General features: G+C 40.4%; 21 protein-coding genes and 1 tRNA gene. 21 read left to right on the top strand and 1 reads right to left on the bottom strand.

Going from position 1 to position 24,146, the window contains the following annotated elements; genetic code table 11:
• The first annotated feature begins 96 nt into the window (after positions 1 to 96).
• The 13 genes from AC4E8C_RS17800 to yihA all read left to right on the top strand — a co-directional run bounded on the left by AC4E8C_RS17800 (position 97) and on the right by yihA (position 14,470).
• A complete protein-coding gene (locus tag AC4E8C_RS17800; RefSeq protein WP_490207996.1) occupies positions 97 to 546 on the top strand; it encodes a MarR family winged helix-turn-helix transcriptional regulator in 450 nt (149 codons plus the stop codon).
• Between the two features lie 14 nt (positions 547 to 560).
• On the top strand, positions 561 to 1,355 hold the full coding sequence (gene racE / locus AC4E8C_RS17795) for a glutamate racemase (protein WP_490207995.1): 795 nt from the start codon (positions 561 to 563) through the stop codon (positions 1,353 to 1,355).
• 219 nt (positions 1,356 to 1,574) lie between these two features.
• Positions 1,575 to 2,645, top strand: coding sequence for a GerMN domain-containing protein (locus tag AC4E8C_RS17790; RefSeq protein WP_490207994.1), 1,071 nt, complete (start codon positions 1,575 to 1,577; stop codon positions 2,643 to 2,645).
• A 101-nt stretch (positions 2,646 to 2,746) separates the two neighbouring features.
• Complete coding sequence (gene rph / locus AC4E8C_RS17785) at positions 2,747 to 3,502, top strand: ribonuclease PH (RefSeq protein ID WP_490207993.1); 756 nt, start codon at positions 2,747 to 2,749, stop codon at positions 3,500 to 3,502.
• A 244-nt stretch (positions 3,503 to 3,746) separates the two neighbouring features.
• A complete protein-coding gene (locus AC4E8C_RS17780) occupies positions 3,747 to 4,358 on the top strand; it encodes an XTP/dITP diphosphatase (RefSeq protein ID WP_490207992.1) in 612 nt (203 codons plus the stop codon).
• Positions 4,355 to 4,864 (top strand): metallophosphoesterase family protein, encoded by a 510-nt coding sequence (locus AC4E8C_RS17775; protein WP_490207991.1) that lies wholly within the window; start codon positions 4,355 to 4,357, stop codon positions 4,862 to 4,864. Before AC4E8C_RS17780 ends, AC4E8C_RS17775 begins: the two co-directional genes overlap by 4 nt.
• A 111-nt stretch (positions 4,865 to 4,975) precedes the next feature.
• Positions 4,976 to 5,052 (top strand) — tRNA-Arg (locus tag AC4E8C_RS17770).
• Between the two features lie 165 nt (positions 5,053 to 5,217).
• A complete protein-coding gene (locus AC4E8C_RS17765) occupies positions 5,218 to 6,246 on the top strand; it encodes a tetratricopeptide repeat protein (RefSeq protein ID WP_490207990.1) in 1,029 nt (342 codons plus the stop codon).
• Positions 6,247 to 6,414: 168 nt separating this feature from the next.
• Complete coding sequence (gene tig / locus AC4E8C_RS17760; RefSeq protein WP_490207989.1) at positions 6,415 to 7,692, top strand: trigger factor; 1,278 nt, start codon at positions 6,415 to 6,417, stop codon at positions 7,690 to 7,692.
• 423 nt (positions 7,693 to 8,115) lie between these two features.
• Positions 8,116 to 9,375 (top strand): ATP-dependent protease ATP-binding subunit ClpX, encoded by a 1,260-nt coding sequence (gene clpX, locus AC4E8C_RS17755; RefSeq protein ID WP_490207988.1) that lies wholly within the window; start codon positions 8,116 to 8,118, stop codon positions 9,373 to 9,375.
• 280 nt (positions 9,376 to 9,655) lie between these two features.
• Positions 9,656 to 11,323: an ATP-dependent protease LonB gene (lonB, locus tag AC4E8C_RS17750; RefSeq protein ID WP_490207987.1), complete on the top strand. Its 1,668-nt coding sequence runs from the start codon at positions 9,656 to 9,658 to the stop codon at positions 11,321 to 11,323.
• A gap of 241 nt (positions 11,324 to 11,564) precedes the next feature.
• Complete coding sequence (gene lon, locus AC4E8C_RS17745) at positions 11,565 to 13,892, top strand: endopeptidase La (RefSeq protein ID WP_490207986.1); 2,328 nt, start codon at positions 11,565 to 11,567, stop codon at positions 13,890 to 13,892.
• Positions 13,889 to 14,470, top strand: a complete 582-nt coding sequence (gene yihA / locus AC4E8C_RS17740; protein WP_490207985.1) for a ribosome biogenesis GTP-binding protein YihA/YsxC — start codon at positions 13,889 to 13,891, stop codon at positions 14,468 to 14,470. The genes lon and yihA overlap by 4 nt, the downstream gene beginning before the upstream one ends.
• A 165-nt stretch (positions 14,471 to 14,635) precedes the next feature.
• On the opposite strand, the gene AC4E8C_RS17735 is transcribed toward yihA, so the two are convergent.
• Complete coding sequence (locus AC4E8C_RS17735; protein ID WP_490207984.1) at positions 14,636 to 15,124, bottom strand: LiaI-LiaF-like domain-containing protein; 489 nt, start codon at positions 15,122 to 15,124, stop codon at positions 14,636 to 14,638.
• Between the two features lie 266 nt (positions 15,125 to 15,390).
• Here AC4E8C_RS17735 and hemA point away from each other — a divergent pair, with 266 nt between their 5' ends.
• The 8 genes from hemA (at position 15,391) to ysxE (ending at position 24,146) form a co-directional block, all read left to right on the top strand.
• A complete protein-coding gene (gene hemA / locus AC4E8C_RS17730; RefSeq protein WP_490207983.1) occupies positions 15,391 to 16,734 on the top strand; it encodes a glutamyl-tRNA reductase in 1,344 nt (447 codons plus the stop codon).
• Positions 16,735 to 16,748: 14 nt separating this feature from the next.
• Complete coding sequence (gene ccsA, locus AC4E8C_RS17725) at positions 16,749 to 17,582, top strand: cytochrome c biogenesis protein CcsA (RefSeq protein ID WP_490207982.1); 834 nt, start codon at positions 16,749 to 16,751, stop codon at positions 17,580 to 17,582.
• Positions 17,583 to 17,596: 14 nt separating this feature from the next.
• Positions 17,597 to 18,532 (top strand): hydroxymethylbilane synthase, encoded by a 936-nt coding sequence (gene hemC, locus AC4E8C_RS17720; RefSeq protein WP_490207981.1) that lies wholly within the window; start codon positions 17,597 to 17,599, stop codon positions 18,530 to 18,532.
• Positions 18,529 to 19,308, top strand: a complete 780-nt coding sequence (locus AC4E8C_RS17715) for a uroporphyrinogen-III synthase (protein WP_490207980.1) — start codon at positions 18,529 to 18,531, stop codon at positions 19,306 to 19,308. Before hemC ends, AC4E8C_RS17715 begins: the two co-directional genes overlap by 4 nt.
• Before the next feature lie 184 nt (positions 19,309 to 19,492).
• Positions 19,493 to 20,473 carry a porphobilinogen synthase gene (hemB, locus tag AC4E8C_RS17710; RefSeq protein ID WP_490207979.1) on the top strand — a complete coding sequence of 327 codons (981 nt, stop codon included), beginning with the start codon at positions 19,493 to 19,495 and terminating at the stop codon, positions 20,471 to 20,473.
• 25 nt (positions 20,474 to 20,498) lie between these two features.
• Entirely contained in the window at positions 20,499 to 21,785 is a 1,287-nt protein-coding gene (hemL, locus tag AC4E8C_RS17705; RefSeq protein ID WP_490207978.1) for a glutamate-1-semialdehyde 2,1-aminomutase, read from the top strand.
• A 121-nt stretch (positions 21,786 to 21,906) separates the two neighbouring features.
• The gene (gene spoVID, locus AC4E8C_RS17700) at positions 21,907 to 23,022 is read left to right on the top strand and encodes a stage VI sporulation protein D (RefSeq protein ID WP_490207977.1); all 1,116 of its coding nucleotides are present in this window, start codon (positions 21,907 to 21,909) and stop codon (positions 23,020 to 23,022) included.
• Between the two features lie 86 nt (positions 23,023 to 23,108).
• Complete coding sequence (ysxE, locus tag AC4E8C_RS17695) at positions 23,109 to 24,146, top strand: spore coat protein YsxE (protein ID WP_490207976.1); 1,038 nt, start codon at positions 23,109 to 23,111, stop codon at positions 24,144 to 24,146.

Raw genomic sequence — 24,146 nt, 5'->3', positions numbered from 1 at the left:
GTAGAAAATAAAAACAAGCATAACTAGTAAAGACGAATCATGTTATTTAAATGAGGTATATCTTGAGGAGAAGCCTATATAATGGGGTGTTAATGAATGGAACTCGAAAGTGCAGAACAAGTTACCGTCAATATTTTTGCAAATATTGAAAAAGATTTACGATATATATCTGGAATTATTAAGCAAAAAGGAAGAGAAATGCTTAGTAATTATAAAATCACAACGCCGCAATTTTTGGCTTTACAATGGCTGTTTGAAGATGGAGATATGACAATCGGAGAGCTTTCGAATAAAATGTATTTAGCTTGCAGCACAACGACAGATCTTGTTGACCGAATGGAAAAAAATCTGCTTGTGGAGCGGGTAAAGGATCAAAGTGATCGTCGTGTAGTCAGGATTCACTTACTAGAAGAAGGTAAACGTATCATTGATGAAGTGATTAAAAAGCGCCAAGTATACTTAGAGGAAGTATTAAAGAACTTTTCGGCGGAAGAAATTCTCCTCCTTCAATCCAGCTTAATGAAACTACATCAGGAAATGCGCTAAAAGAGGCGAGATGTTTGAAACAACCAATAGGTGTTATCGATTCTGGTGTTGGTGGATTAACCGTTGCCAAAGAGGTCATTAGACAGCTTCCAAATGAAAAAATCATCTATTTAGGAGATACAGCTCGTTGTCCATACGGACCGAGAACAAGGCATGAAGTGAAGAAATTCACATGGGAGATGACCGCATTCTTATTAGAAAAAAATATAAAAATGCTGGTGATTGCTTGTAATACAGCTACAGCTGCCGCACTGGACGAGATACGTAAGGAATTGTCCATCCCTGTTATCGGAGTCATTAATCCTGGTGCACGTGCAGCTATTAAGCATACGAAAAACTATCGAGTAGGCATTATTGGAACAGATGGAACGATTAAAAGTGGAGCTTACGAAAGGGCGTTAAAATCGTTGAACAGCCGTCTTTTCGTAACGAGCCAGTCCTGCCCAAAATTTGTCCCATTGGTCGAGAGCGGCGAAAATGATGGTCCCATTGCAATGCGGATTGTGTTGGAAGCCTTGAGACCTCTATTGGATCAAAATTTGGATACATTAATTATGGGCTGCACTCATTATCCATTGCTTGAGCCACTCATTAAAAATGTAATGGGTGAGAAGGTCAGTGTCATTAGTTCAGGTGACGAAACGGCTCGAGAAATAAGTGCTATTCTCCAGTACAATGGCCAGCTCGAAACATGTGAAGATGAACCCGAACATGAATTTTACACAACCGGCTCAAAAAGACTTTTCTCAAAAATCGCATCCCAATGGATGGGAACCCCAATTACCAACGTAAATAAAATAAAACTATGAAAATGGAGTCCTTCTAATTAAAAGCGGGACTCCTTTTTTATGTATAGGTGTTGTTAATGGTGCCTGACACCATTATGAATACTACCATCTTATTAACTATGTTTAAGCTGGGTATGAAAAAACTTTTAAATTTTATTCTATTTTTCTTTGTTCAAGCGGTCTAATTTCTCTTAAGGCTCGTATACATGATAGTACAAACTGTCTTAGGGGGGAAATAATGTGTCTAAAAATACAGTAAAAATAATTGGTGTAACCATGCTTTCTTCAACCGTTCTTCTTTCAGGCTGCGGGTTGTTTGGCACTGAAACACAAAAGAAAATCGATCCGCCAAAAACGGTTGTGGTTGGCGAAAAAAAAGCAAGTAAAGAAACAACTGCAAAGGAAACAACAGCTAAAGAAAAAGGTCAAGCCCAGAATACAGTTCAAACGGAGCTTTATTTAATCGATAAGGATGGCTATGTGGTGCCGCAAACATTGGCACTTCCAAAAACAAAATCCGTAGCTAAGCAGGCGCTTGAATATTTAGTGGCCAATGGCCCTGTCACGAACATGCTCCCAAATGATTTTAGAGCTGTTCTCCCTGAAGATACAGATTTTACGGTTAGTATTGACAAGGATAGCGGCGTTGCAACGGTCGACTTTTCAAAAGAGTTTAAAGACTATAAACCTGAAGATGAAATGAAAATTCTTCAATCGGTTACTTGGACACTGACTCAATTTGATAATGTAAAGTCAGTTCATTTGAAAATGAATGGTCATGAGCTAACAGAAATGCCTGTCAACGGTACTCCTATTAGTGCGAACCTTTCAAGGGCCACTGGGATCAATTATGATACAACGGATGTAGTTGATATTACTAACACAAAACCAGTAACAGTTTACTATATTGGAGGCGAGGAAGGTTCTTACTACTACGTCCCAGTAACACGCCGGGTCAGCAACAATGAGAAGGACAATATTATGGCTGTTGTAAATGAACTTATTAAAGGACCAAGTCAAAAATCAAGTCTGGTGTCGGAATTCATGTCTGACGTGAAACTGCTAGAGGCGCCAAAATACCAAAATGGAACAGTCACTTTGAATTTTAATAAAAATATTTATGGCAGCTTTGAAGAAAAAGAGATTTCACAATCGCTCTTAGATGCGCTCGTTCTTTCTTTAACTGAACAGCAGGGAGTCGATAAGATTGCCGTTCAAGTGGATGGAAAAGCGGAAATTAAAAACGATAAAGGAAAAAAACTTTCCGAACCAGTAACCCGCCCAGAAAAAGTCAATACAGGTAGTTTTTAAAAAACAATTTTTGATATACTATATAGTGACAATAGTAGAGGTTGGCTCAGGTAGCCGCCTCTTCTTTATTTACCAAGGGGTATTTATAGGAGGGAAGCTTGGTGCGAGTTGATGGAAGAGAGCCATTACAATTACGACCACTACATATTGAAACAAATTATTTAATGCACCCGGAAGGTTCTGTCCTTATTTCTGTAGGGAATACAAAGGTAATTTGTACCGCCAGCATTGAAGATAAAGTCCCGTTCTTTATGAGAGGGGAAGGGAAAGGCTGGATTACAGCCGAGTACTCGATGCTGCCTAGGGCAACAGAAACGAGGAATATGCGCGAATCTACAAAAGGGAAGGTAACAGGCCGAACCATGGAGATTCAGCGTCTAATTGGCCGTGCCTTGCGTTCGATTGTGGATTTAAGTTCTATAGGTGAAAGAACAGTTTGGATTGACTGTGATGTGATTCAAGCTGATGGCGGGACACGAACAGCCTCTATTACAGGAGCGTTTGTCGCAATGACTCTAGCATTAAATGGTTTAGCAGAACGGAAATCATTTTCTAAGTTTCCCATTACCGATTATTTAGCAGCTACAAGTGTTGGTATTTTACAAGGTGAAAAAATTGTCCTCGATTTAAATTATGCCGAAGATTCCAAGGCCCAGGTTGATATGAATGTAGTCATGACTGGGAATGGTGAATTTGTAGAATTACAAGGGACAGGTGAGGAATCAACCTTTTCTTATGACCAGCTGCAAGGCCTGCTCCATGCAGCACAAGAAGGACTTATGGAGCTTTTTGAAGCGCAAAAGGCTGCTTTGGGTGAAGAAATCACTAGAAAAATTGAGGGTAGACGAAAGAAATAGCCTGTTGTATGTGTAGAAGGAGATTACTCTCGGATGGAGAGGAAATATTCTCGGATAGAAGTGAAATACTCTCGGATAGAGCAAAATACTCTCGGATAAAGCAGAAATACTCTCGGATAAAGCAGAAATACTCTTGAGCCGAGCAAATACTCCCTGATAGAGGAGAAATACTCTCGCATAGCAAGCAAATACTCTCGGATAAAGCAGCAACACTTAAATAAAGAAAAATTAAGAGGCGATTACGATGAAAGAAGTTATTATTGCAACTAAAAATCCTGGCAAGGCACGAGAATTTGATCACATTTTTTCCGCAAGAGGAGTGCAGGTCCGGACGTTACTAGACTTCCCTGACATACCTGAGGTAGAGGAAACAGGAACAAGCTTTGAAGAAAATGCCGTTCTTAAAGCAGAAGCTGTATCCCAAGCGCTCAATAAAATGGTGATTGGCGATGATTCTGGATTAATAATTGATGCCCTCGATGGCAGACCAGGTATCTTTTCTGCCCGCTATGCTGGTGAACCAAAGAACGACCAGAATAACATCGATAAAGTACTCTCCGAATTGGAAGGCGTTCCCGACCAAAAGAGGACTGCTAGATTTTACTGTGCCCTAGCTATCGCTGTGCCAGGTCAGGAAACGAAGACGGTGTCAGGCACCTGCGAAGGCCGAATCCTTGAGAAACGTCAGGGTTCGAATGGTTTTGGCTATGATCCTGTGTTTTATGTACCTGACAAAGGAATGTCAATGGCAGAGCTGTCTTCAGATGAGAAAAATATGATCAGCCACAGGGCCAACGCCTTAAAAAAGCTTGATGTTATTCTAGATTCTATTTTAGAAAGAGTGGCGGAGTCATGACAAAGGTCTTAATTATTAGTGATAGTCATGGGTTAACAAAAGAACTTGAAATCATTCGAGAGCGGCACCTAAATGAAGTCGATTTAATGATTCACTGTGGGGATTCGGAACTGACGCCTGATGATCAAGCGATAGCCGGTTATGTAACGGTGATGGGGAATTGTGATTATGGCGGCTACCCATTGGAAACAACGGCAGAGGCTGGGGGAAGAAAATTTTTTATCACGCATGGACACCGATACTCGGTGAAATCGACCTTAATGAATTTAAAATACAAAGCGCAGGAAGTTCATGCGGATATCGTCTGCTTTGGTCACTCGCATTTACTGGGTGCGGAAGTCATTGATCATACCTTATTTTTAAACCCAGGCAGCATCCGTCTCCCGCGGGAGCGATTAGAAAAAACATATGTCATTCTAGAAGTGCAGAATAATAAAATTGCCATGAGGGTGTATGAGGCCTCAGGACAGGAAATAGTAGACTTAGCGCGCGAATTTGTGCTGTGATTAAAAGGGGGAACTCGTTTCCCCTTTTAAGAAAAGAAAAATAATCCAAAAAAGATGTTGACTTTTAGGTATTAGGATAATATAATAAATCTTGTCTTTGATAAACAAATTGTCCCAGTAGCTCAGCCGGATAGAGCATACGCCTTCTAAGCGTACGGTCGGGAGTTCGAATCTCTCCTGGGACGCCATTACTTGTACCATTTAAACTACATATCAAAATTTCAAGCTCACCAGTGTTCTGGTGAGTTTTTTTGTTTTTCCTTTCGCACACTTCCCCTGCTGGATCACAAGTTTTCTTTATCCAAGAATTGTGCTACACTATTTTCCAATGACAAATCGAAGGACGGATTTCAATGAAGAAACGGGAACAAGTAAAAAGAAAAGATAATGTAATCTTCTTTCCCGGGCTCGAAAAAAGATTAACAGACAAAGGGCTGGAAAGCCTTGAACAGAAAAAGTTTACTGAAGCTATTCCGCTATTGGAAGAAGCCCGGGAACTTGATCCGGATAATGACAATATATTAATTGGGCTGGTCCTTGCTTATTTTGAAGCGGGCTCTTTTCAAAAAGCAAAAACACTTGCCAAAGATATGCTGCATAAAGGAATCGGTGACTATTTTCAGATGGTAGATTTATATTTGACCGTCCTAATACAACTTCACGAATACCAAGAAATTGTGACAACTATTGAGGCGCTGTTAGATGAAAAAGAAATACCACCAGACAAACATGACCATTTTTTAACCATTCTTCAATTTAGTCAAAGGATGGCCGAAATGCACAAGGCCGGAAATGAAGAAGAGAATGAAGATTTTTTCCAAGAAAACCAAGGGCTGGATCTCTTCTCTAATAAAAGTTTAAATGAGCAAATGCTCACGATTGCAAGTCTAGCAGAAAAAAATATTCGCCCCTATGTCGAAGAAATTGCGGATTATTTGCAATCTGAAGAGGGCCATCCATTTTTAAAAACAATTCTGCTTACACTGTTAAAAGAACAGGAAATTGATAGAGAATTAGCCATTCGGAAACTCGGATTAGAAGCTCGAATTATACCGACAAAGCTGCCAGAGGTTAGAGAGCAGCCGAAAATGTTAGAAATAATAGAATTAATAGAGGGGCAAATGGCCAGCAACAATCCAGGGTTATATGATAATACTGTTGGAATGGTGGAACGGACATTTTTTATCAGTTATCCTATGGCAATTGCACCAGAGTCCTCCGCTGCATGGGCTGCTGCCTTTCATATGCTAGCACAAGAATATCTAGGATTTGAGATGAATATAAGCGAGTTAGCAGGGGAATATGGAGCTGACATGGATGAAATAGAAGCAGCAAGGGCTCTAATAGTAGAGTTGGAGGAAATTTCTTATCCTAATATTTAGGTCTCGCTGTTGAAAGAAAACAAACCTATGATATAATGTAGGGGTTGCATTGTGTAAAAAACTATCTTTTACATCTAAAAAATGGAAGAATGACTTGATGCAAGACATATTCCGACTCTAAAATTCGTTACGAATGAAATGAGAATAGATTTGTTGGAGGGAAAAAGTATGACAGCAAAATGGGAAAAATTAGAAGGAAACCGCGGCGTTCTTACTGTTGAAGTAAGTGCTGAAGAAGTAAACAAAGGTCTTGACGCGGCATTCCAAAAAGTTGTTAAGCAAGTTAATGTACCAGGATTCCGTAAAGGTAAAATGCCTCGTGGAATGTTTGAAAAACGTTTCGGCGTTGAATCACTTTACCAAGATGCATTAGACGTAATTCTTCCAGAAGCATACAGCAATGCGATTGACGAAACTGGCATTGAGCCAATTGATCGTCCTGAAATTGACGTGGAGCAAATGGAAAAAGGTAAAGAACTTGTTTTCAAAGCAACTGTACAAGTTAAGCCTGAAGTAAAGTTAGGCGAATATAAAGGTCTAGAAGTAGAAGCATTTGATACTACTGTAACTGACGAAGATGTTGCTAATGAATTAAAAACAATGCAAGAGCGTCAAGCTGAGCTTGTAGTAAAAGAAGACGCACCTGCTGAGAACGGTGATACAGCAGTGATCGACTTTGAAGGATTCGTTGATGGCGAAGCATTCGAAGGCGGAAAAGCTGAGAACCATTCATTAGAACTTGGTTCAAACTCTTTCATTCCAGGCTTTGAAGAGCAATTAGTAGGCGTAAAAGCTGGTGAATCTAAAGACGTGGAAGTAACATTCCCTGAAGAATACCATGCTGCTGAACTTGCTGGTAAGCCTGCAGTGTTCAAAGTAACCGTACATGAAATCAAAGGGAAAGAACTTCCTGCATTAGATGACGAGTTTGCAAAAGATGTTGATGATGAAGTAGAAACATTAGATGCTCTAAAAGAAAAAATTAAAACTCGTTTAGAAGACGGCAAAAAACATGAAGCAGAACATCACCTACGTGACACTGTTGTGGAAAAAGCCGCTGAAAATGCCGAAGTTGAAGTTCCAGACGTAATGGTTGAAAACGAAGTAAACCGTATGCTTCAAGAGTTTGAACAACGCTTGCAAATGCAAGGAATGAACCTTGAACTTTACTTCCAATTCTCTGGTCAAGACGAAGCTGCATTACGCGAACAAATGAAAGAAGAAGCACAAACTCGCGTGAAAGTGAACTTGACTTTAGAAGCAATTGCGAAGCAAGAAAATCTTGAAGTAACAGAAGAAGAAGTAGACGCTGAACTTGAAAAAATGGCTGGTATGTACAATATGCCAGTTGATTCTATTAAACAAGCGCTTGGCGGTGTGGATGGAATTAAGGCAGACCTTCAACTTCAAAAAGCTGTTAACTTCCTTGTAGAAAATAAAAAGTAATTTTAAGCAGGGCCAAGGCACGATTTTTATCGTGCCTTGTTTTATACATTTTTTCAATTACATATTATAATAAGGACAGGGAAACCTTTTTATTATCCAGCGATAGTTTGTTTGCAGGGTGATTCCCTTTTTTATTAACAATGGGCAGGAATATAAACGACCGAAAGCGAATATTAAATTCCAAACACTTTTAAGGACTTAATTTTGCTAAGAATGGTTAAGATTAATGAGTACATATGTTTTTGGTTGATTTACACAAACAAATAATCACATAATAATTTAAATCGTTTTAGTTCCAGTCCATTGGCTAAATGTGTTACAATGCAAAATACATACCAAAAGAAGTTTAGAGATACTCAAATTTTGTTTGTGTAATTCACATGCTTTAATAGGGGTTTTAACACGTTTTAAGGGGTGAAAGAATTGTTTAAATTTAATGATGAAAAAGGACAGTTAAAGTGTTCCTTCTGTGGCAAAACACAGGATCAAGTTCGTAAATTAGTTGCCGGGCCAGGAGTATATATATGTGACGAATGCATCGAGCTTTGCACAGAAATCGTTGAGGAAGAACTTGGAACAGAAGAAGAAGTAGAATTTAAAGACGTTCCAAAGCCGAAAGAAATCTGTGAAATACTTAATGAATATGTTATTGGCCAAGACCAAGCAAAGAAATCGCTATCTGTAGCGGTATACAATCATTACAAACGAATCAATTCCAATAGTAAAATTGATGACGTTGAGCTTTCAAAAAGTAATATTTGTATGATTGGACCAACTGGTAGTGGTAAAACATTGTTAGCGCAAACATTAGCGCGCATTCTAAATGTGCCATTTGCGATTGCTGACGCTACTTCCCTTACTGAAGCAGGGTATGTAGGTGAAGACGTAGAAAACATTTTGTTAAAACTAATCCAAGCTGCGGATTATGATGTGGAAAAAGCGGAAAAAGGTATTATTTATATTGATGAAATTGATAAAATTGCCCGTAAATCTGAAAATCCTTCCATCACAAGAGATGTTTCCGGTGAAGGCGTTCAGCAGGCACTATTAAAAATTCTTGAAGGTACTGTTGCAAGTGTTCCGCCTCAAGGAGGCAGAAAGCATCCGCATCAAGAATTTATTCAAATTGATACTACTAATATCTTGTTTATCTGTGGTGGAGCGTTTGACGGAATTGAACCGATTATCAAGCGCCGCTTAGGCCAAAAAGTTATTGGTTTTGGTTCAGATGTTAAGCAAGTTGATGTTGATCAAAAAGAACTTTTATCAAAAGTATTACCTGAAGACTTACTTCGTTTTGGGTTAATTCCTGAATTCATCGGTCGTCTTCCTGTGATTGCCAGCCTTGAGCAATTGGATGAAGCGGCATTAATTGAAATCTTAACAAAGCCAAAAAATGCGCTTGTAAAGCAATATCAAAAGATGCTTGAAATTGATGAAGTGGAGCTTGAATTCGAAGAGGGTGCACTTACAGAAATTGCTAAAAAAGCAATTGAACGAAAAACAGGTGCCCGTGGTTTACGTTCGATCATTGAAGGAATCATGTTAGATGTTATGTTTGACCTTCCTTCACGTGAAGACATTACCAAGTGTATTATTACGAAGGAAACTGTTGCGGAAAATAGCGTTCCTAAACTAGTTTTAGAAGATGGAACGGTTATCGCTGAAGAAAAATCGGCATAAATAATGCAAAGACCCGGCCTTGTGCCGGGTCTTTTTTTAGCATAGAATTCCTCCCAAATTATGCACTTTCTAGATTTTATCAGCGGATTTTCCGAGTTTATCAGCGGATTTTTAATTTTATCAGCGAATCCATTATATTTATCAGCGAATTTCACAATTTATCAGCGAATCGTTATCTCCCTGTCCCGCGCTAACTGTTTTTATAGTTTGTGGTTTATTCCCATCCTCTACAGGAAATACTTATTACTATATCTAGTATTTAGTAGTAGGAGGGAAAAAAATGAGTTGGACGGGGATTGCCTTATTTATACAGCTATTTTTCGGTATCATCATCGGGCTGTATTTCTGGAACTTGCTAAGGAGCCAGCGCACACAGAAAGTGTCTATTGACCGAGAATCTCGAAAAGAAATGGATCAGCTTCGCAAAATGAGATCCATATCCTTAACAGAGCCATTATCCGAGAAAGTCCGCCCTACAAGTTTCAATGATATTGTAGGACAAGAAGATGGAATAAAATCATTAAAAGCTGCATTATGTGGACCGAATCCACAACATGTGATTATTTATGGACCGCCAGGAGTCGGCAAAACAGCAGCAGCTAGGCTCGTATTAGAGGAAGCAAAAAAGAATCCGAAATCGCCCTTTAAAAAATCATCCGTTTTTATTGAATTAGATGCAACAACTGCCCGGTTTGATGAAAGAGGGATTGCCGACCCTTTAATTGGTTCGGTTCATGATCCCATTTATCAAGGTGCTGGTGCAATGGGACAAGCAGGAATTCCCCAGCCAAAACAAGGGGCCGTTACCAATGCCCATGGCGGCGTCCTGTTTATTGATGAAATCGGCGAATTACATCCCATTCAAATGAATAAATTATTAAAAGTGTTAGAAGATCGCAAGGTTTTTCTCGAAAGTGCCTATTATCATGAAGAAAACAACCAAATACCCACCCATATTCATGATATCTTTAAAAATGGTCTCCCAGCCGACTTCCGCTTAATTGGAGCGACCACAAGAACACCAAGTGAAATTCCACCGGCTATCCGTTCCCGTTGTATGGAGGTTTTCTTCCGGGATTTAAATCAGGAAGAGATTGTTACGGTTGCTAAAAAAGCAGCCGATAAAGTGAATATGCAAATAAATAAAACGGGTGTTGACACCTTATCTACATATGCAAGAAACGGCCGCGAGACGGTCAATATGATTCAAATTGCAGCAGGCCTCGCGATTACGGAGGATCGCAATTTTATCAAGGATGAAGATATTGAATGGGTAATCCATTCAAGTCAAATGACGCCGCGAATGGAAAGAAAAATCAACGACATATCACACGTAGGGCTTGTAAACGGCTTGGCAGTATATGGCCCGAATTCTGGGGCGTTGCTTGAAATTGAAGTCACCGTCATCCCAGCGAAAGACAAGGGCTCGATTAATATTACAGGGATTGTCGAAGAAGAAAGTATTGGCGGACAAGGAAAATCGATTCGCCGTAAAAGTATGGCCCGGGGCTCGATTGAAAACGTTATAACCGTGCTGCGGTCGATGGGTGTACCAGCCAATGATTATGATATTCACGTTAATTTTCCTGGCGGTGTTCCCATTGATGGTCCATCGGCCGGAATTGCGATGGCAACGGGAATATACTCGGCGATTTATAAGATCCCGATTGATAACACGGTTGCCATGACGGGTGAAATTAGTATCCACGGTAATGTGAAACCGATTGGCGGCGTCTATCCAAAGGTGAAGGCAGCGAAAAAAGCCGGGGCCAAAACCGTCATTATTCCGGAAGAGAATATGCAAACAATCCTAAATGAAATCGGCGGAATTACCATTGTCCCTGTTACCCATTTGCATGAAGTATTTGAAATTGCTTTAGTGAATGCCTATCCAAAACCTGAGGTCATTCCAGCATCAATCGAATTAACAAAAAAAGAGTCTATTTAAAACCAAAACTTCGGTTTGTCTAAAAAAACAAGCCGAAGTTTTCTTTGTATATATAAAGCTGAGACAATTTTTGTTTTATAGGAAGGAAAACGGTATCATTGGGGAAAATAATTATATTGAAAAGAGTTTAGGCAGCATCTCTAAAAATAGACACGAAAAACTAAATAAGATAGAATTGTACAACAAAGACTATTCTGCTTTGCAGTAGAAAAAAAGAAATTGCATGTGGAGGTGCATTATTATGGCGAAACAGAACGAATTGATCGTCCCCCTCCTGCCGCTTCGAGGATTGCTTGTTTATCCCACCATGGTCCTTCATTTAGATGTAGGCCGTGAAAGATCTGTGCAGGCACTGGAAAAAGCAATGGTAGATGACCACCTAATTTTTTTAACCACTCAAAAGGATGTCTCTATTGATGAGCCAACTGAAGAGGACTTATATAAACTGGGAACATTAACAAAGGTGAAACAAATGCTTAAACTGCCAAACGGAACCATTCGTGTATTGGTAGAAGGCTTGAATAGAGCGGAAGTGGTTTCTTTTTATGAAGAAGAGGACTATTACTCCGTTAGTATTGTGACCTATGAGGATCCTAAACACAAGGATGTAGAAGATCAAGCTTTGATGAGAACCATGCTTGATTATTTCGAACAATACATAAAGTTATCGAAAAAAATCTCCGCAGAGACCTATGCCACTGTGGCGGATATTGAAGAACCAGGCCGGATGGCAGATATTATCACTTCTCATTTGCCAATTAAACTCAAGGAAAAACAAGAGATTCTTGAATTGATTGATATTAAAGACCGTGTTAACCGTGTCATCGATACGATTCATAATGAAAAAGAAGTCCTTAATCTCGAGAAAAAGATTGGTCAACGTGTCAAACGTTCGATGGAAAGGACACAAAAGGAATATTATCTTCGTGAACAAATGAAGGCAATTCAAAAGGAATTGGGCGATAAAGAAGGAAAAACCGGCGAAATTGCTGAATTGACGGAGAAAATAGAACAAGCGGGTATGCCTGAACATGTCCATAAGGCAGCCATGAAAGAGCTGGACCGCTATGAAAAAGTGCCATCCAGTTCAGCGGAAAGTGCTGTGATCCGTAACTATATTGACTGGTTGATTTCCCTCCCGTGGTCTTCCAAAACGAAGGATGACATCGATATCCTTCGTGCAGAGAAAATTTTAAATCATGACCATTATGGTCTTGAAAAGGTCAAAGAACGGGTTCTTGAATATTTAGCGGTTCAAAAGTTAACTAATTCCCTAAAAGGACCAATCTTGTGTCTTGTGGGACCACCAGGGGTTGGGAAGACGAGTCTTGCACGTTCGATTGCCACCTCGCTTAATCGTAATTTTGTCCGTGTTTCACTCGGTGGTGTAAGAGATGAATCAGAAATCCGTGGTCATCGCCGTACCTATGTTGGGGCAATGCCAGGCCGGATCATTCAAGGAATGAAAAAAGCAGGAACGATTAATCCAGTCTTTTTATTAGACGAAATTGATAAAATGTCCAGCGATTTCCGCGGTGACCCATCCAGCGCCATGCTTGAAGTATTGGACCCAGAACAAAATCATAATTTTAGCGATCATTATATAGAAGAAACGTATGATTTATCAAAAGTCATGTTTATCGCGACAGCTAATAACTTATCGACTGTCCCTGGCCCGCTGTTGGATCGGATGGAGATTATATCGATTGAGGGTTATACCGAAATTGAAAAAGTTCACATCTGCCGTGATCACTTGCTGCCAAAACAGATCAAAGAAAATGGTCTAACAAAAGGGATTCTTCAAGTACGTGATGATGCCATTTTGAAAATCGTCCGTTATTATACGCGCGAGGCCGGTGTTCGGAGTCTTGAACGACAGATGGCAAAGATTTGCCGAAAAACAGCCAAAATTATTGTGGCTGGAGAGAAGAAGCGTGTCATTATTACCGAGAAGAATGTGGAAGAATTTTTAGGCAAACCAAGGGTTCATTATGGAATGGCCGAAGCGGAAGACCAAGTAGGTGTTGCAACTGGATTAGCCTACACGACGGTTGGCGGAGATACCTTGCAAATTGAGGTTTCTTTAGCGCCAGGTAAAGGCAAACTCGTGTTAACAGGTAAACTTGGTGATGTGATGAAGGAATCAGCCCAAGCTGCCTTCAGTTATGTCCGTTCAAAAGCAAGCACGCTTGGTATTGACGAAGATTTCCATGAAAAATATGATATCCATATTCACGTTCCAGAGGGCGCCGTTCCAAAGGATGGCCCATCCGCAGGAATTACGATGGCTACAGCACTTGTGTCCGCTTTAACTGGTAGAGCCATTCGGCGTGAAGTCGGCATGACAGGCGAAATAACGCTAAGAGGCCGAGTTCTTCCAATCGGCGGGTTAAAGGAAAAATCGCTAAGTGCTCATCGGGCCGGGTTGAAGACCATCATCATTCCAAAAGATAATGTAAAGGACTTGGATGATATTCCTGAAAGCGTTCGGAATGAATTGGAATTTGTCCCTGTCTCCCATGTAGATGAAGTGTTGAAACGTGCCCTATTAGAAGGGAGTACTCAATGAAGGTAGTTAGTTCAGAAATTATCATCAGTGCAGTGAAACCGGAACAATATCCGGAGACAGAACTGCCGGAATTTGCTCTTGCAGGACGCTCAAACGTGGGCAAATCTTCTTTTATCAATAAATTGCTTAACCGAAAAGGGCTAGCGAGAATTTCATCTAAGCCTGGTAAAACGCAAACATTGAATTTTTACCTTATTAATGAAATTCTGCATTTTGTTGATGTCCCTGGGTATGGCTACGCAAAGGTCTCAAAGGCTGAACGGGCTGCTTGGGGAAAGATGATTGAAACGTATTTTACTACACGTGAACAGTTGCGGGCGGTTGTTTTGATCGTCGATTTACGCCATCCACCCACAAATGATGATGTGATGATGTATGATTTTCTTAAGCATTACGAAATTCCCGTGATCATCATCGCCACGAAGGCGGATAAAATTCCAAAAGGGAAATGGCAAAAACATTTGAAGGTAACCCGCGAAACCTTAGACATCGATGCCAACGACCATATTGTTCTGTTTTCATCTGAAACAGGTCTAGGGAAAGATGAGGCATGGTCGATTCTTAAAAGCTATATGTAAATGGGTTTTTCGTGATTCGCAAATAAACGGGTTAGATTCGCAAATAAACCACTCAAATTCGCAATTAACGGTCAAGATTCGCAAATAAACCCTTAAAAGTCGCAAATAAAAACCTAACATGATAAAAAAATAACCGCTTTGCGCAGCTGTTTGTGCGCAAAACGGTTATTTTTTCTTTTTTAGTAAAAAATAAATACCAACAACAATTAAGAGTGCGGGCCAGAATCTCCAAATAAAGCTCATCCCATTTTGTAACAGACCAAAATAGCCGGCTATTTTATCATAAAATAGCAGCAGTACCGCTATAATGAGAAAAAGAAACGCTTGGAATAAACCATTGTTTGTTTTTTGAAAACGAAGGAAAAATCCTACCGAGATGATAAGGATTAACATCCCAATCATATTAGTAGGCCAAAAGGATGCGTGGCCGGAAAGATGAAAATGAAGACCAAATCCACTCATAATCACCCCAGGAAGAATGGCTTCGTATTCCCTTGCCGAATAGCCCTGACCTAAAAAGGCTGCCCCTACAATGATAAGCAATGTTGGCCATGTATAAAAATTTTGAAAAAGTGTAATGCCGCTTTGCTGCAATAAAAAGTAAGCCCCAAATCCAATCAAAATGATTCCTGGGAAAATTCGTTGATTTTTCATTGATAACACCACTTCCAGTAAGGTTCACTTGAATCTAGTCCATTTTTTTGGTACTGTACATAGGGAAGTATTTTAAAAAATTATATTAAAATTATCTCTTAAGAAAATATAAAGGAAACCATGCTAACGTTAATTAATCATCAAGATGATATTATATTAGCACATTGTTTCATTTTATGTTCACATTTTCGAGCAAAAGTCGAATTTGCTCGTGATATAATTTACCTAGATCAAACTGTAATCTTATTGGGGGTGTCATTAACTAAATGCATATTGTAGTCATCGGTCTTAACTATAAAACTGCCCCAGTAGAAATCCGTGAGCGGTTGACCTTTAATGAAACCGACCTTGTGGATGCCATTAAAAAGTTAAACTCTAAAAAAAGCATCCTAGAAAATATTATCCTGTCTACATGTAATCGTACAGAAATCTATGCCGTTGTAGATCAACTACATACAGGCCGTTATTATATTAAAGAATTTCTGTCCGAATGGTTTGGGTTAGACCAAGCTGAATTTTCCCCGTTTCTATTCGTAAATGAAGACGATGGAGCGGTAGACCATTTATTTAATGTAACGTGTGGTCTTCAGTCAATGGTATTAGGTGAAACGCAAATCCTTGGTCAGGTGAGAACAAGCTTTATGTTGGCACAACAAGAGGAGACAACTGGTTCTGTATTTAACCACTTGTTCAAACAAGCGATTACCATTGCGAAACGTGCCCATTCTGAAACAGAAATTGGTGCGAATGCCGTTTCGGTCAGCTATGCAGCGGTGGAACTGGCAAAGAAAATTTTCGGTTCATTAGAAAATAAGCATGTGTTAATTTTTGGAGCAGGAAAAATGGGCGAGCTTGCAGCTCAAAACTTGAGCGGTAACGGTGTTAAACAGGTAACAGTCATCAATCGTACGTTTGAAAAAGCAAAAGACCTAGCAAGCCGTTTTAACGGACAGGCAAAAGCTGTTACGGAATTAGAAAAATCACTTGTAGAAGCTGATATCCTTATCAGTTCAACTGGTGCAAAAGATTTTGTCATATCAAAAGAATTGATGGCAAAAGTGGAGAAAAAACGCCGTGGCAAACCATTGTTTATGGTTGATATCGCCGTACCGCGTGACTTGGATCCGAGAATTGCCGAACTTGAAAATATCTTTTTATACGATATTGATGATTTAGAGGGAATTGTTCAAGCGAACTTGCAAGAGCGTCAAAAAGCAGCGTCAAAAATACGGTTAATGATTGAAAAGGAAATTGTGGATTTCAATCATTGGCTGGGGATGCTTGGCGTGATTCCTGTCATTTCAGCATTGCGGGAAAGGGCCCTTGCCATTCAATCGGAAACCATGGTGAGTCTTGAAAGAAAGCTGCCAAATTTATCTGATCACGACTTGAAAGTATTAAATAAACATACGAAGAGCATTGTCAATCAGATGTTAAAAGATCCGATTTTACAAGCGAAAGAATTAGCGGCAAGACCAGATGCAGTTCAGGCAATGAATTTCTTTATGAAAATCTTTAATATTGAAGAGCTTGTTCAAGAACAACATTCGAAAACAGCCGAAACCAGAAAAATGCCGGTTGGAGAAGTTCAAGCTTCTTTTCAGTCATAGGGGTTGTTGCTGCTATGGTTGACACTCTATTGACGAGGCTTCATGAATTAACAGTTGTTCTATATGCCTTCAGTGTGTTGTTATACTTTTTTGACTTCATTCACCATAACCGGAAGGCAAACCGTATTGCCTTCTGGTTACTTGCATTTGTGTGGATTTTACAAACGGTTTTTCTCTTTTTCTATATGATGAAAACTGGCAGGTTCCCTGTACTTACCATTTTTGAGGGGCTCTATTTTTATGCCTGGGTATTAGTAACATTGTCAATTGGGATAAATCATTTACTAAAAGTGGATTTTATCGTCTTTTTTACCAATATACTTGGTTTTACGGTCATGGCCATTCATACCTTTGCCCCGATGCAATATCATTCCCACATCATGGCAAAGCAGCTTGTGTCCGAACTGTTGTTGATTCATATTACCATGGCCATTCTATCTTATGGGGCCTTTTCTCTATCGTTTGTTTTTTCAGCATTGTATCTACTACAATATGATTTATTAAAAGGAAAAAAATGGGGCAAACGGCTGATTCGCCTGGCTGATTTAGAAAAACTCGAAAAATCTTCATACATATTGGCTGTTATTGGTGTACCCATGCTCCTCCTTAGCCTGATTTTAGGTCTACAGTGGGCATTTCTCAAAGTTCCTGGGATGCCGTGGTACGATATGAAAATAATTGGGTCATTCTTGTTACTTACGGCCTATAGCATTTATTTATATTTACGGATTGTAAAAAATCTTTCTGGCCGAAAATTGGCCATTTGGAATACCGCATCATTTTTAATCGTTCTAATTAACTTTTTCCTATTTGGTCGATTATCATCATTTCATTTATGGTATGCATAACCTAGGAGGCAATCATGAGAAAAATTATTGTCGGTTCAAGACGCAGCAAACTAGCATTAACACAAACAAATTGGGTAATGGAACAGCTTAAGAAGCTTGATCCTAATTTCGAATTTGAAGTAAAAGAAATTGTCACAAAAGGTGATAAAATCCAAGATGTAACCCTGTCAAAGGTCGGAGGTAAAGGGTTATTTGTCAAGGAAATCGAGCAAGCTATGCTTGATAAAGAGATTGATATGGCCGTTCATAGTATGAAAGATATGCCCGCCGTTCTCCCTGAAGGTCTAACCATTGGCTGTATCCCTTTCCGTGAGGACCACCGTGATGCTTTAATTTCAAAAGGCCATGTGAAATTAAACGATTTAAAGCCGGGGGCTATTATTGGTACAAGCAGTTTGCGCCGCAGTTCACAGTTATTAATTCAGCGTCCAGATTTAGAGATTAAATGGATTCGCGGAAATGTTGATACCAGATTAGCAAAATTAGAAACAGACGAATACGATGCGATTATTTTAGCAGCTGCCGGTCTTTCCCGCCTTGGCTGGGCAAAAGAAGTGGTGACTGAATTTATTGATGCCGATAAATGTATACCTGCTGTTGGTCAAGGGGCATTATCAATCGAATGCCGTGAAGATGATAAAGAATTACTTGAGCTATTTGAGAAATTCACTTGCAAGAAGACGGAAAGAGCCGTTCGTGCTGAACGTGCATTCCTTCAAAAAATGGAAGGCGGCTGCCAAGTACCAATTGCCGGTTTTGCACGTGTGGAAGAAAATGATGAATTGGTCTTAAACGTCCTCGTTGCTTCTCCAGAAGGGCAAGAGGTTTATAAAGAAGAACTTAGAGGTCAAAACCCAGAAGAGCTAGGAAACCAGGCGGCTGATTTATTGATTCAAAAAGGAGCCAAAGACTTGATTGAAAAGGTCAAACGGGAGCTTGAAGGGAAATGATCCATTCAACCCCTTTGCTTGATAAAAAAGTTCTTGTTCCACGAGGAAAAGATCAAGCGAAATCCTTTTCACAGCTGGTTGAAAGGTATGGAGGGATTCCAATTGAAATCCCTCTAATTGCTTTTCGTCCAATTGAAAATAATCAGCGCCTTCAAGATTGTTTGAAGGCAATCGATACATATGACTGGATTATTTTTACGAGTAATGTAACGGTTGAAACCTTTTTTTCTTTTTATCATGGAGTGGAAGCGGATCTTCCTAAGATCGCAGTGATTGGGAAAAAGACGGCGGAAGGTTTGCTGGAGAGAGGACTTCAGGCTTCATTTGTCCCCTCGGCCTACGTGGCAGAAGTGTTTGTCGAGGAGTTTTTGCCAAAGGTCGTGAGTGGTTCACGGGTATTGCTTCCTAAAGGGAATCTTGCCCGTGAGTATATTGCTGACTCTTTAAAAGAGAAAGGGACAGTAGTCGATGAAGTCGTCATCTATGAAACCTATATGCCTGAGGATAGCCGCGTAAAGCTGGCCCGAATGATCGCTAATCGGGAACTCGATATTCTAACTTTTACTAGTCCGTCGACCGTTGACCATCTCATGACGGTGGTTGCCGAGTTCGGGTTGGACGAGCAACTGAAAGATTGCATCATTGCCTGCATAGGTCCAGTCTCCGAGGATAAATTGCGGTCTTATGGATTGCCAGTCCATGTCTCCCCAAAGGAGTACACAGTCAAGGGTATGATTGAAAGCACAATCGTTTATTTAGAGAAAAGTTATGTTTGATTTGATAACCGCTCGTGCAGCTATCTGCGAATAAATTGCCCTATTCGAGAGTAAAGGGCAGCTATCCGAGAGTAAATGGTTGTTATCCACGAGAAAGGCTGCACTATCCGCGAGAAAAAGCACGCTATCCGCGAGTAAGTTGCACGAACCAAGAGTAAAAAACAACAATTGGGGGTAAAAGATAATGGATTTACAATTTGATCGTCACCGTCGTTTACGTTCAAGCGCCAGCATGCGTGCGCTTGTGAGAGAAAATCACTTAAGACCAGAGGATTTTATTTATCCGCTATTTATATATGAAGGCGAAAATATCCGTCAGGAAGTTTCATCGATGCCTGGAGTATTCCAAGTGTCAATGGACAATCTCCATGCTGAAATGGAAGACATCGTTGCCCATGGCATTAAGTCCGTCTTATTATTTGGAATTCCGAAAACAAAGGATGCCTGCGGTACCCAAGCTTTTCATGACCATGGAATCGTTCAGGTTGGTACACGTTACATAAAAGAACACTTTCCAGAAATCATCATCGTTGCAGATACATGTCTTTGCGAATATACCGACCATGGACACTGTGGTATGGTCGAAGGAGATAAAATCCTAAATGACCAATCCCTCGACTTGCTTGTAAAAACAGCTGTCGCTCAAGCACAGGCGGGTGCAGACATTATTGCTCCATCGAATATGATGGATGGCTTTGTTGCTGCGATTCGTGCTGGATTAGATGAAGCAGGATTTACAGAAATTCCAATCATGTCATATGCCGTTAAATATGCATCAGCATTCTACGGACCGTTCCGTGAAGCAGCAGAGGGCGCACCACAATTTGGCGACCGTAAAACGTATCAAATGGATCCTGCCAACCGGATGGAAGCTTTTAGAGAAGCAGAATCTGATATTGCTGAAGGTGCAGACTTCTTGATTGTTAAGCCAGGTATGCCTTACTTGGACATTCTTCGTGATATGAAAAATAACTATAATTTACCTTTAGTCATCTATAACGTTAGTGGAGAGTATGCCATGATTAAGGCAGCAGCTCAAAACGGCTGGATTGACGAGAGAAAGACTGTGCTTGAAATGTTAGTAGGTATGAAGCGTGCAGGTGCTGATTTAATCATTACCTATCATGCAAAAGATGCTTGCCGTTGGTTAAAAGACGAGGAATAGACCATATTTGAAACGAGGGAATAAAATGCGTTCGTATATAAAATCCATTGAAGCATTTAAAGAAGCTCAACCCTTGATGCCTGGCGGTGTAAACAGCCCGGTTCGTGCCTTTAAATCCGTAAATATGAGCCCTATTTTTATGGAAAGAGGAAAAGGGTCAAAAATTTACGATATTGATGGAAACGAATATATTGATTATGTGCTTTCATGGGGCCCGCTCATCTTAGGTCATTCCAATGACCGTGTGGTGGAAGCCTTGAAAAAAGCAGCTGAATTCGGAACTAGCTTTGGTGCTCCAACTTTATTAGAAAATAAACTAGCCCAACTGGTAATTGAACGAGTACCATCGATTGAAGTCGTGCGGATGGTAAATTCGGGCACAGAAGCAACGATGAGTGCCCTTCGGTTAGCCCGCGGTTACACAGGCCGTGACAAGATACTAAAATTCGAAGGCTGCTACCATGGCCATGGTGATTCATTATTGATCAAAGCCGGCTCAGGTGTCGCTACACTTGGTTTGCCTGACAGCCCTGGTGTCCCAGAGGGTCTCGCAAAAAATACCATTACCGTTCCTTATAATGACTTAGAAAGTGTTAAGTTAGCCTTTGAACATTATGGCAAGGATATCGCATGTATCATTGTTGAACCTGTTGCAGGTAACATGGGTCTTGTTCCACCGCTCCCTGGCTTCTTAGAAGGTCTTCGGGAGGTTACGACTGAAAATGGATCATTACTCATTTTTGATGAGGTTATGACCGGTTTCCGTGTAGGTTACAACTGTGCACAAGGCTATTTCAATGTCACACCTGACCTGACTTGTCTTGGTAAAGTAATCGGCGGAGGCCTGCCAGTTGGTGCATACGGCGGTAAAGCAGAAATCATGCAGCAAATTGCTCCAAGCGGTCCAATTTATCAAGCTGGCACCTTGTCTGGTAACCCACTTGCGATGACAGCAGGGCTTGAAACATTAAGTCAGTTAACTCCAGAGGATTATAAGGAGTTTATCCGTAAAGGTGACATGCTTCAAAAAGGCTTTGAAGCTGCAGCTGAAAAATATGATATTCCGATTTCCTTTAACCGTGCCGGTTCAATGATTGGCTTCTTCTTTACTAACGAAGCAGTCATCAACTATGATAAAGCCAAGACGTCTAATTTGGACTTCTTTGCGGAGTATTACCGCGAAATGGCGAACCAAGGGGTATTCTTACCACCTTCCCAATTCGAAGGGTTATTCCTATCGACCGAGCATTCTGATGAGGATATTGAAAAGACCATTCAAGCAGCTGAGGTTGCTTTCTCGAAACTTAAATAATTGATCCATCGGCACCCACTTTGAATAGTGGGTGTTTTTTTTATCATAAAAAATAGCTTTGGTTCATAAAGTGTAAGTGACATAGTGATTTTGCGTGGAGGATACGAAAGGAGGAGTCGCTTTGTCCCAGGAGAATCAATCGTGCCTGCGGTTTTCCTTGGAGGAGTCGTTGTGGTTTAGAAAAGGACAGGAAGTCGAAGAGCTTATCTCGATTTCTCTAGACCCAGACATTACCATCCAGGAAAATGATCAGTACGTAACCATACGTGGTTCGCTCGAACTTACCGGTGAGTATAAAAGCTACGATGCAAACGAAGTAAGCGAAGAAGAAGGGGTGGCCTCTCAAAAATTTGTCGAGAGGGTAGCAGAGGTCGATGAGGAAGGAAACTGTGAGTTTTCACATCGGTTCCCTGTCGATATCACGATTCCAAATAATCGGATTCAAAGTATCTACGATATTGACGTGCTCGTAGAATCATTTGATTACTCAATTCCTGAACGCAGCTGTCTCAAGTTATCAGCTGAGTTAACTATCAGCGGTCTATACGCTTCTGAAAAGCAACTGGACCAACCAGAGCTGGAGGCAGAGGAAGAAGAAGTTTACGAGGCTCTTCATCGTGCTGAAGCGGAATATGAAGAGGCTGAAGAAGAGCAAGAAATTGAAATTGAAGTAGAACAACCACAGATTCAGAGCAGCTTTGAAAATAACTTCTTGTTTGAAGCAGAGGCTCGAAAACAGCAAGAAGAAGAACCAGTCGAAGTGTTACCGAAGTTCCCAACTTTCAATTATCAGCCACAGGTGGAGTTGGAAGAGGAAGAATACGAACCAGAATGGGACTTACAAGAGGCAAGAAGTGAAGGCCACCATGAGGAAGAAGTAGAGGTGGTCTTTTTAGAAGATCATGTCCCTCACGGCCACCATGAGGAAGAAGTATTAATTATTGAAGAAAGTTCATCCTCTTCATCAGAGGAAGAGCCTCCGAAAAAAGAGAAAAAGAAGAAGCCAGTTAAAAAGAAAAGTATGACCTTAACGGAGTTTTTTGCCCGTAAGGATGAAAGAACAGCGCAAACGAGATTAACCATTTGTATCGTTCAAAAAGGTGATACCGTATCAAGCGTGGCCGATCGCTATGATGTTTCAGTTCCAAATCTCCTTCGCGTCAACAATCTAGAACTCAATCAAGACGTTTACGAGGGGCAAGTATTATACATTCCTAATACTCTTGCAAAAAAATAATTCTATAACGAAAAGGATGAGCGGGTTTCTTTGACCTGCTCAGCTTCTTTTTATTTCGTTTTTCTCTGAAAGAAGGTTGAGTTACTATGAATGACTCGAATCAGCTAGAAGCGGTTAGACCGATATTAAGGAATTATTTTATTGAGCCTTATTTTGTGGAGGATTACGGGATTGTGCAAAAGGTTTATTCGAATAAAGGAACCTTTGCCTTGAAAAGGATCCCACCTACTACGGGGACGGATTTTATCCGCCATGTTCACCTTCTATACCAGAAGGGCTTCAATCGGATTGTTCCCATATATCCGACAATGGACGGACGATATGCCGTGCTGCATGAAAATAACCTTTATTATTTAATGCCCTGGATGCCAAATGATCAAAAAGAGGATCGTAATCACAAACATCATCAGTTGTTTCGTGAATTAGCCAGGCTTCATACCCTCTCCGCAAAGGAAGTCGCCGTCAGCAAGGAAGAACGAACAGAGCATTATGAAAAAACGATTCAGGAGATGGAGAAGCAGCAAGAATTCTTGGATGGTTTTATCGATGAATGTGAGAAGAAGACGTATATGTCACCCTTTGAATTGCTCTATTGTTTATATTACAACGAGATTAGCCAGGCACTGCGGTTCTCAAAAGCTAAATTTGAAGAATGGTACGAGATTAACAAAGAACTAGAAAAGGCCCGAATGGTCATCACCCATGGGAAGTTGTCCTCGGAACATTTTCTTTATGATGATCGTGGCTATGGCTTTTTTATCAATTTTGAAAACGCTCGTTATGGTTCACCGATACATGATCTTCTGCCCTATTTATCACGAGCCCTAGATACCACTCCCCAGCGGAATGATACAGCGATTGATTGGGTGTACCATTACTTTAAGTATTTTCCTTTTAAAGAGGATGAGAAGCTATTATTCTACAGCTATTTAGCATTGCCGATTCCCATCATGCAAGTGGCAGAAAGTTATTATCGCAAACAAGGCAAAAAGAATGAAATAAAATTTGTTCGTCAGCTGCAGCACCGCTATTGGCATTTGAAAAACTCTGAATATGTGGTGATGCGCATAACAGAAATCGAAAAACAACAGAAGCAAGCAAAAGAAGGAGCCCAGCCGCAGTAA

Source organism: Neobacillus sp. SRL179 (genome assembly GCF_984799095.1).
The sequence above is the reverse complement of the archived record's forward strand: the minus strand, read 5'-3'. Positions and strand labels throughout refer to the sequence as shown.

Excerpts from the sequence above, each read along its gene's own strand:
- AC4E8C_RS17800 (WP_490207996.1), top strand. The coding sequence starts at position 97 with ATGGAACTCGAAAGTGCAGAACAAGTTACCGTCAATATTTTTGCAAAT.
- AC4E8C_RS17780 (WP_490207992.1), top strand. The coding sequence starts at position 3,747 with ATGAAAGAAGTTATTATTGCAACTAAAAATCCTGGCAAGGCACGAGAA.
- AC4E8C_RS17775 (WP_490207991.1), top strand. The coding sequence starts at position 4,355 with ATGACAAAGGTCTTAATTATTAGTGATAGTCATGGGTTAACAAAAGAA.
- AC4E8C_RS17765 (WP_490207990.1), top strand. The coding sequence starts at position 5,218 with ATGAAGAAACGGGAACAAGTAAAAAGAAAAGATAATGTAATCTTCTTT.
- tig (WP_490207989.1), top strand. The coding sequence starts at position 6,415 with ATGACAGCAAAATGGGAAAAATTAGAAGGAAACCGCGGCGTTCTTACT.
- lonB (WP_490207987.1), top strand. The coding sequence starts at position 9,656 with ATGAGTTGGACGGGGATTGCCTTATTTATACAGCTATTTTTCGGTATC.
- lon (WP_490207986.1), top strand. The coding sequence starts at position 11,565 with ATGGCGAAACAGAACGAATTGATCGTCCCCCTCCTGCCGCTTCGAGGA.
- yihA (WP_490207985.1), top strand. The coding sequence starts at position 13,889 with ATGAAGGTAGTTAGTTCAGAAATTATCATCAGTGCAGTGAAACCGGAA.
- AC4E8C_RS17735 (WP_490207984.1), bottom strand. The coding sequence starts at position 15,124 with ATGAAAAATCAACGAATTTTCCCAGGAATCATTTTGATTGGATTTGGG.
- hemA (WP_490207983.1), top strand. The coding sequence starts at position 15,391 with ATGCATATTGTAGTCATCGGTCTTAACTATAAAACTGCCCCAGTAGAA.
- ccsA (WP_490207982.1), top strand. The coding sequence starts at position 16,749 with ATGGTTGACACTCTATTGACGAGGCTTCATGAATTAACAGTTGTTCTA.
- hemC (WP_490207981.1), top strand. The coding sequence starts at position 17,597 with ATGAGAAAAATTATTGTCGGTTCAAGACGCAGCAAACTAGCATTAACA.
- AC4E8C_RS17715 (WP_490207980.1), top strand. The coding sequence starts at position 18,529 with ATGATCCATTCAACCCCTTTGCTTGATAAAAAAGTTCTTGTTCCACGA.
- hemB (WP_490207979.1), top strand. The coding sequence starts at position 19,493 with ATGGATTTACAATTTGATCGTCACCGTCGTTTACGTTCAAGCGCCAGC.
- hemL (WP_490207978.1), top strand. The coding sequence starts at position 20,499 with ATGCGTTCGTATATAAAATCCATTGAAGCATTTAAAGAAGCTCAACCC.
- ysxE (WP_490207976.1), top strand. The coding sequence starts at position 23,109 with ATGAATGACTCGAATCAGCTAGAAGCGGTTAGACCGATATTAAGGAAT.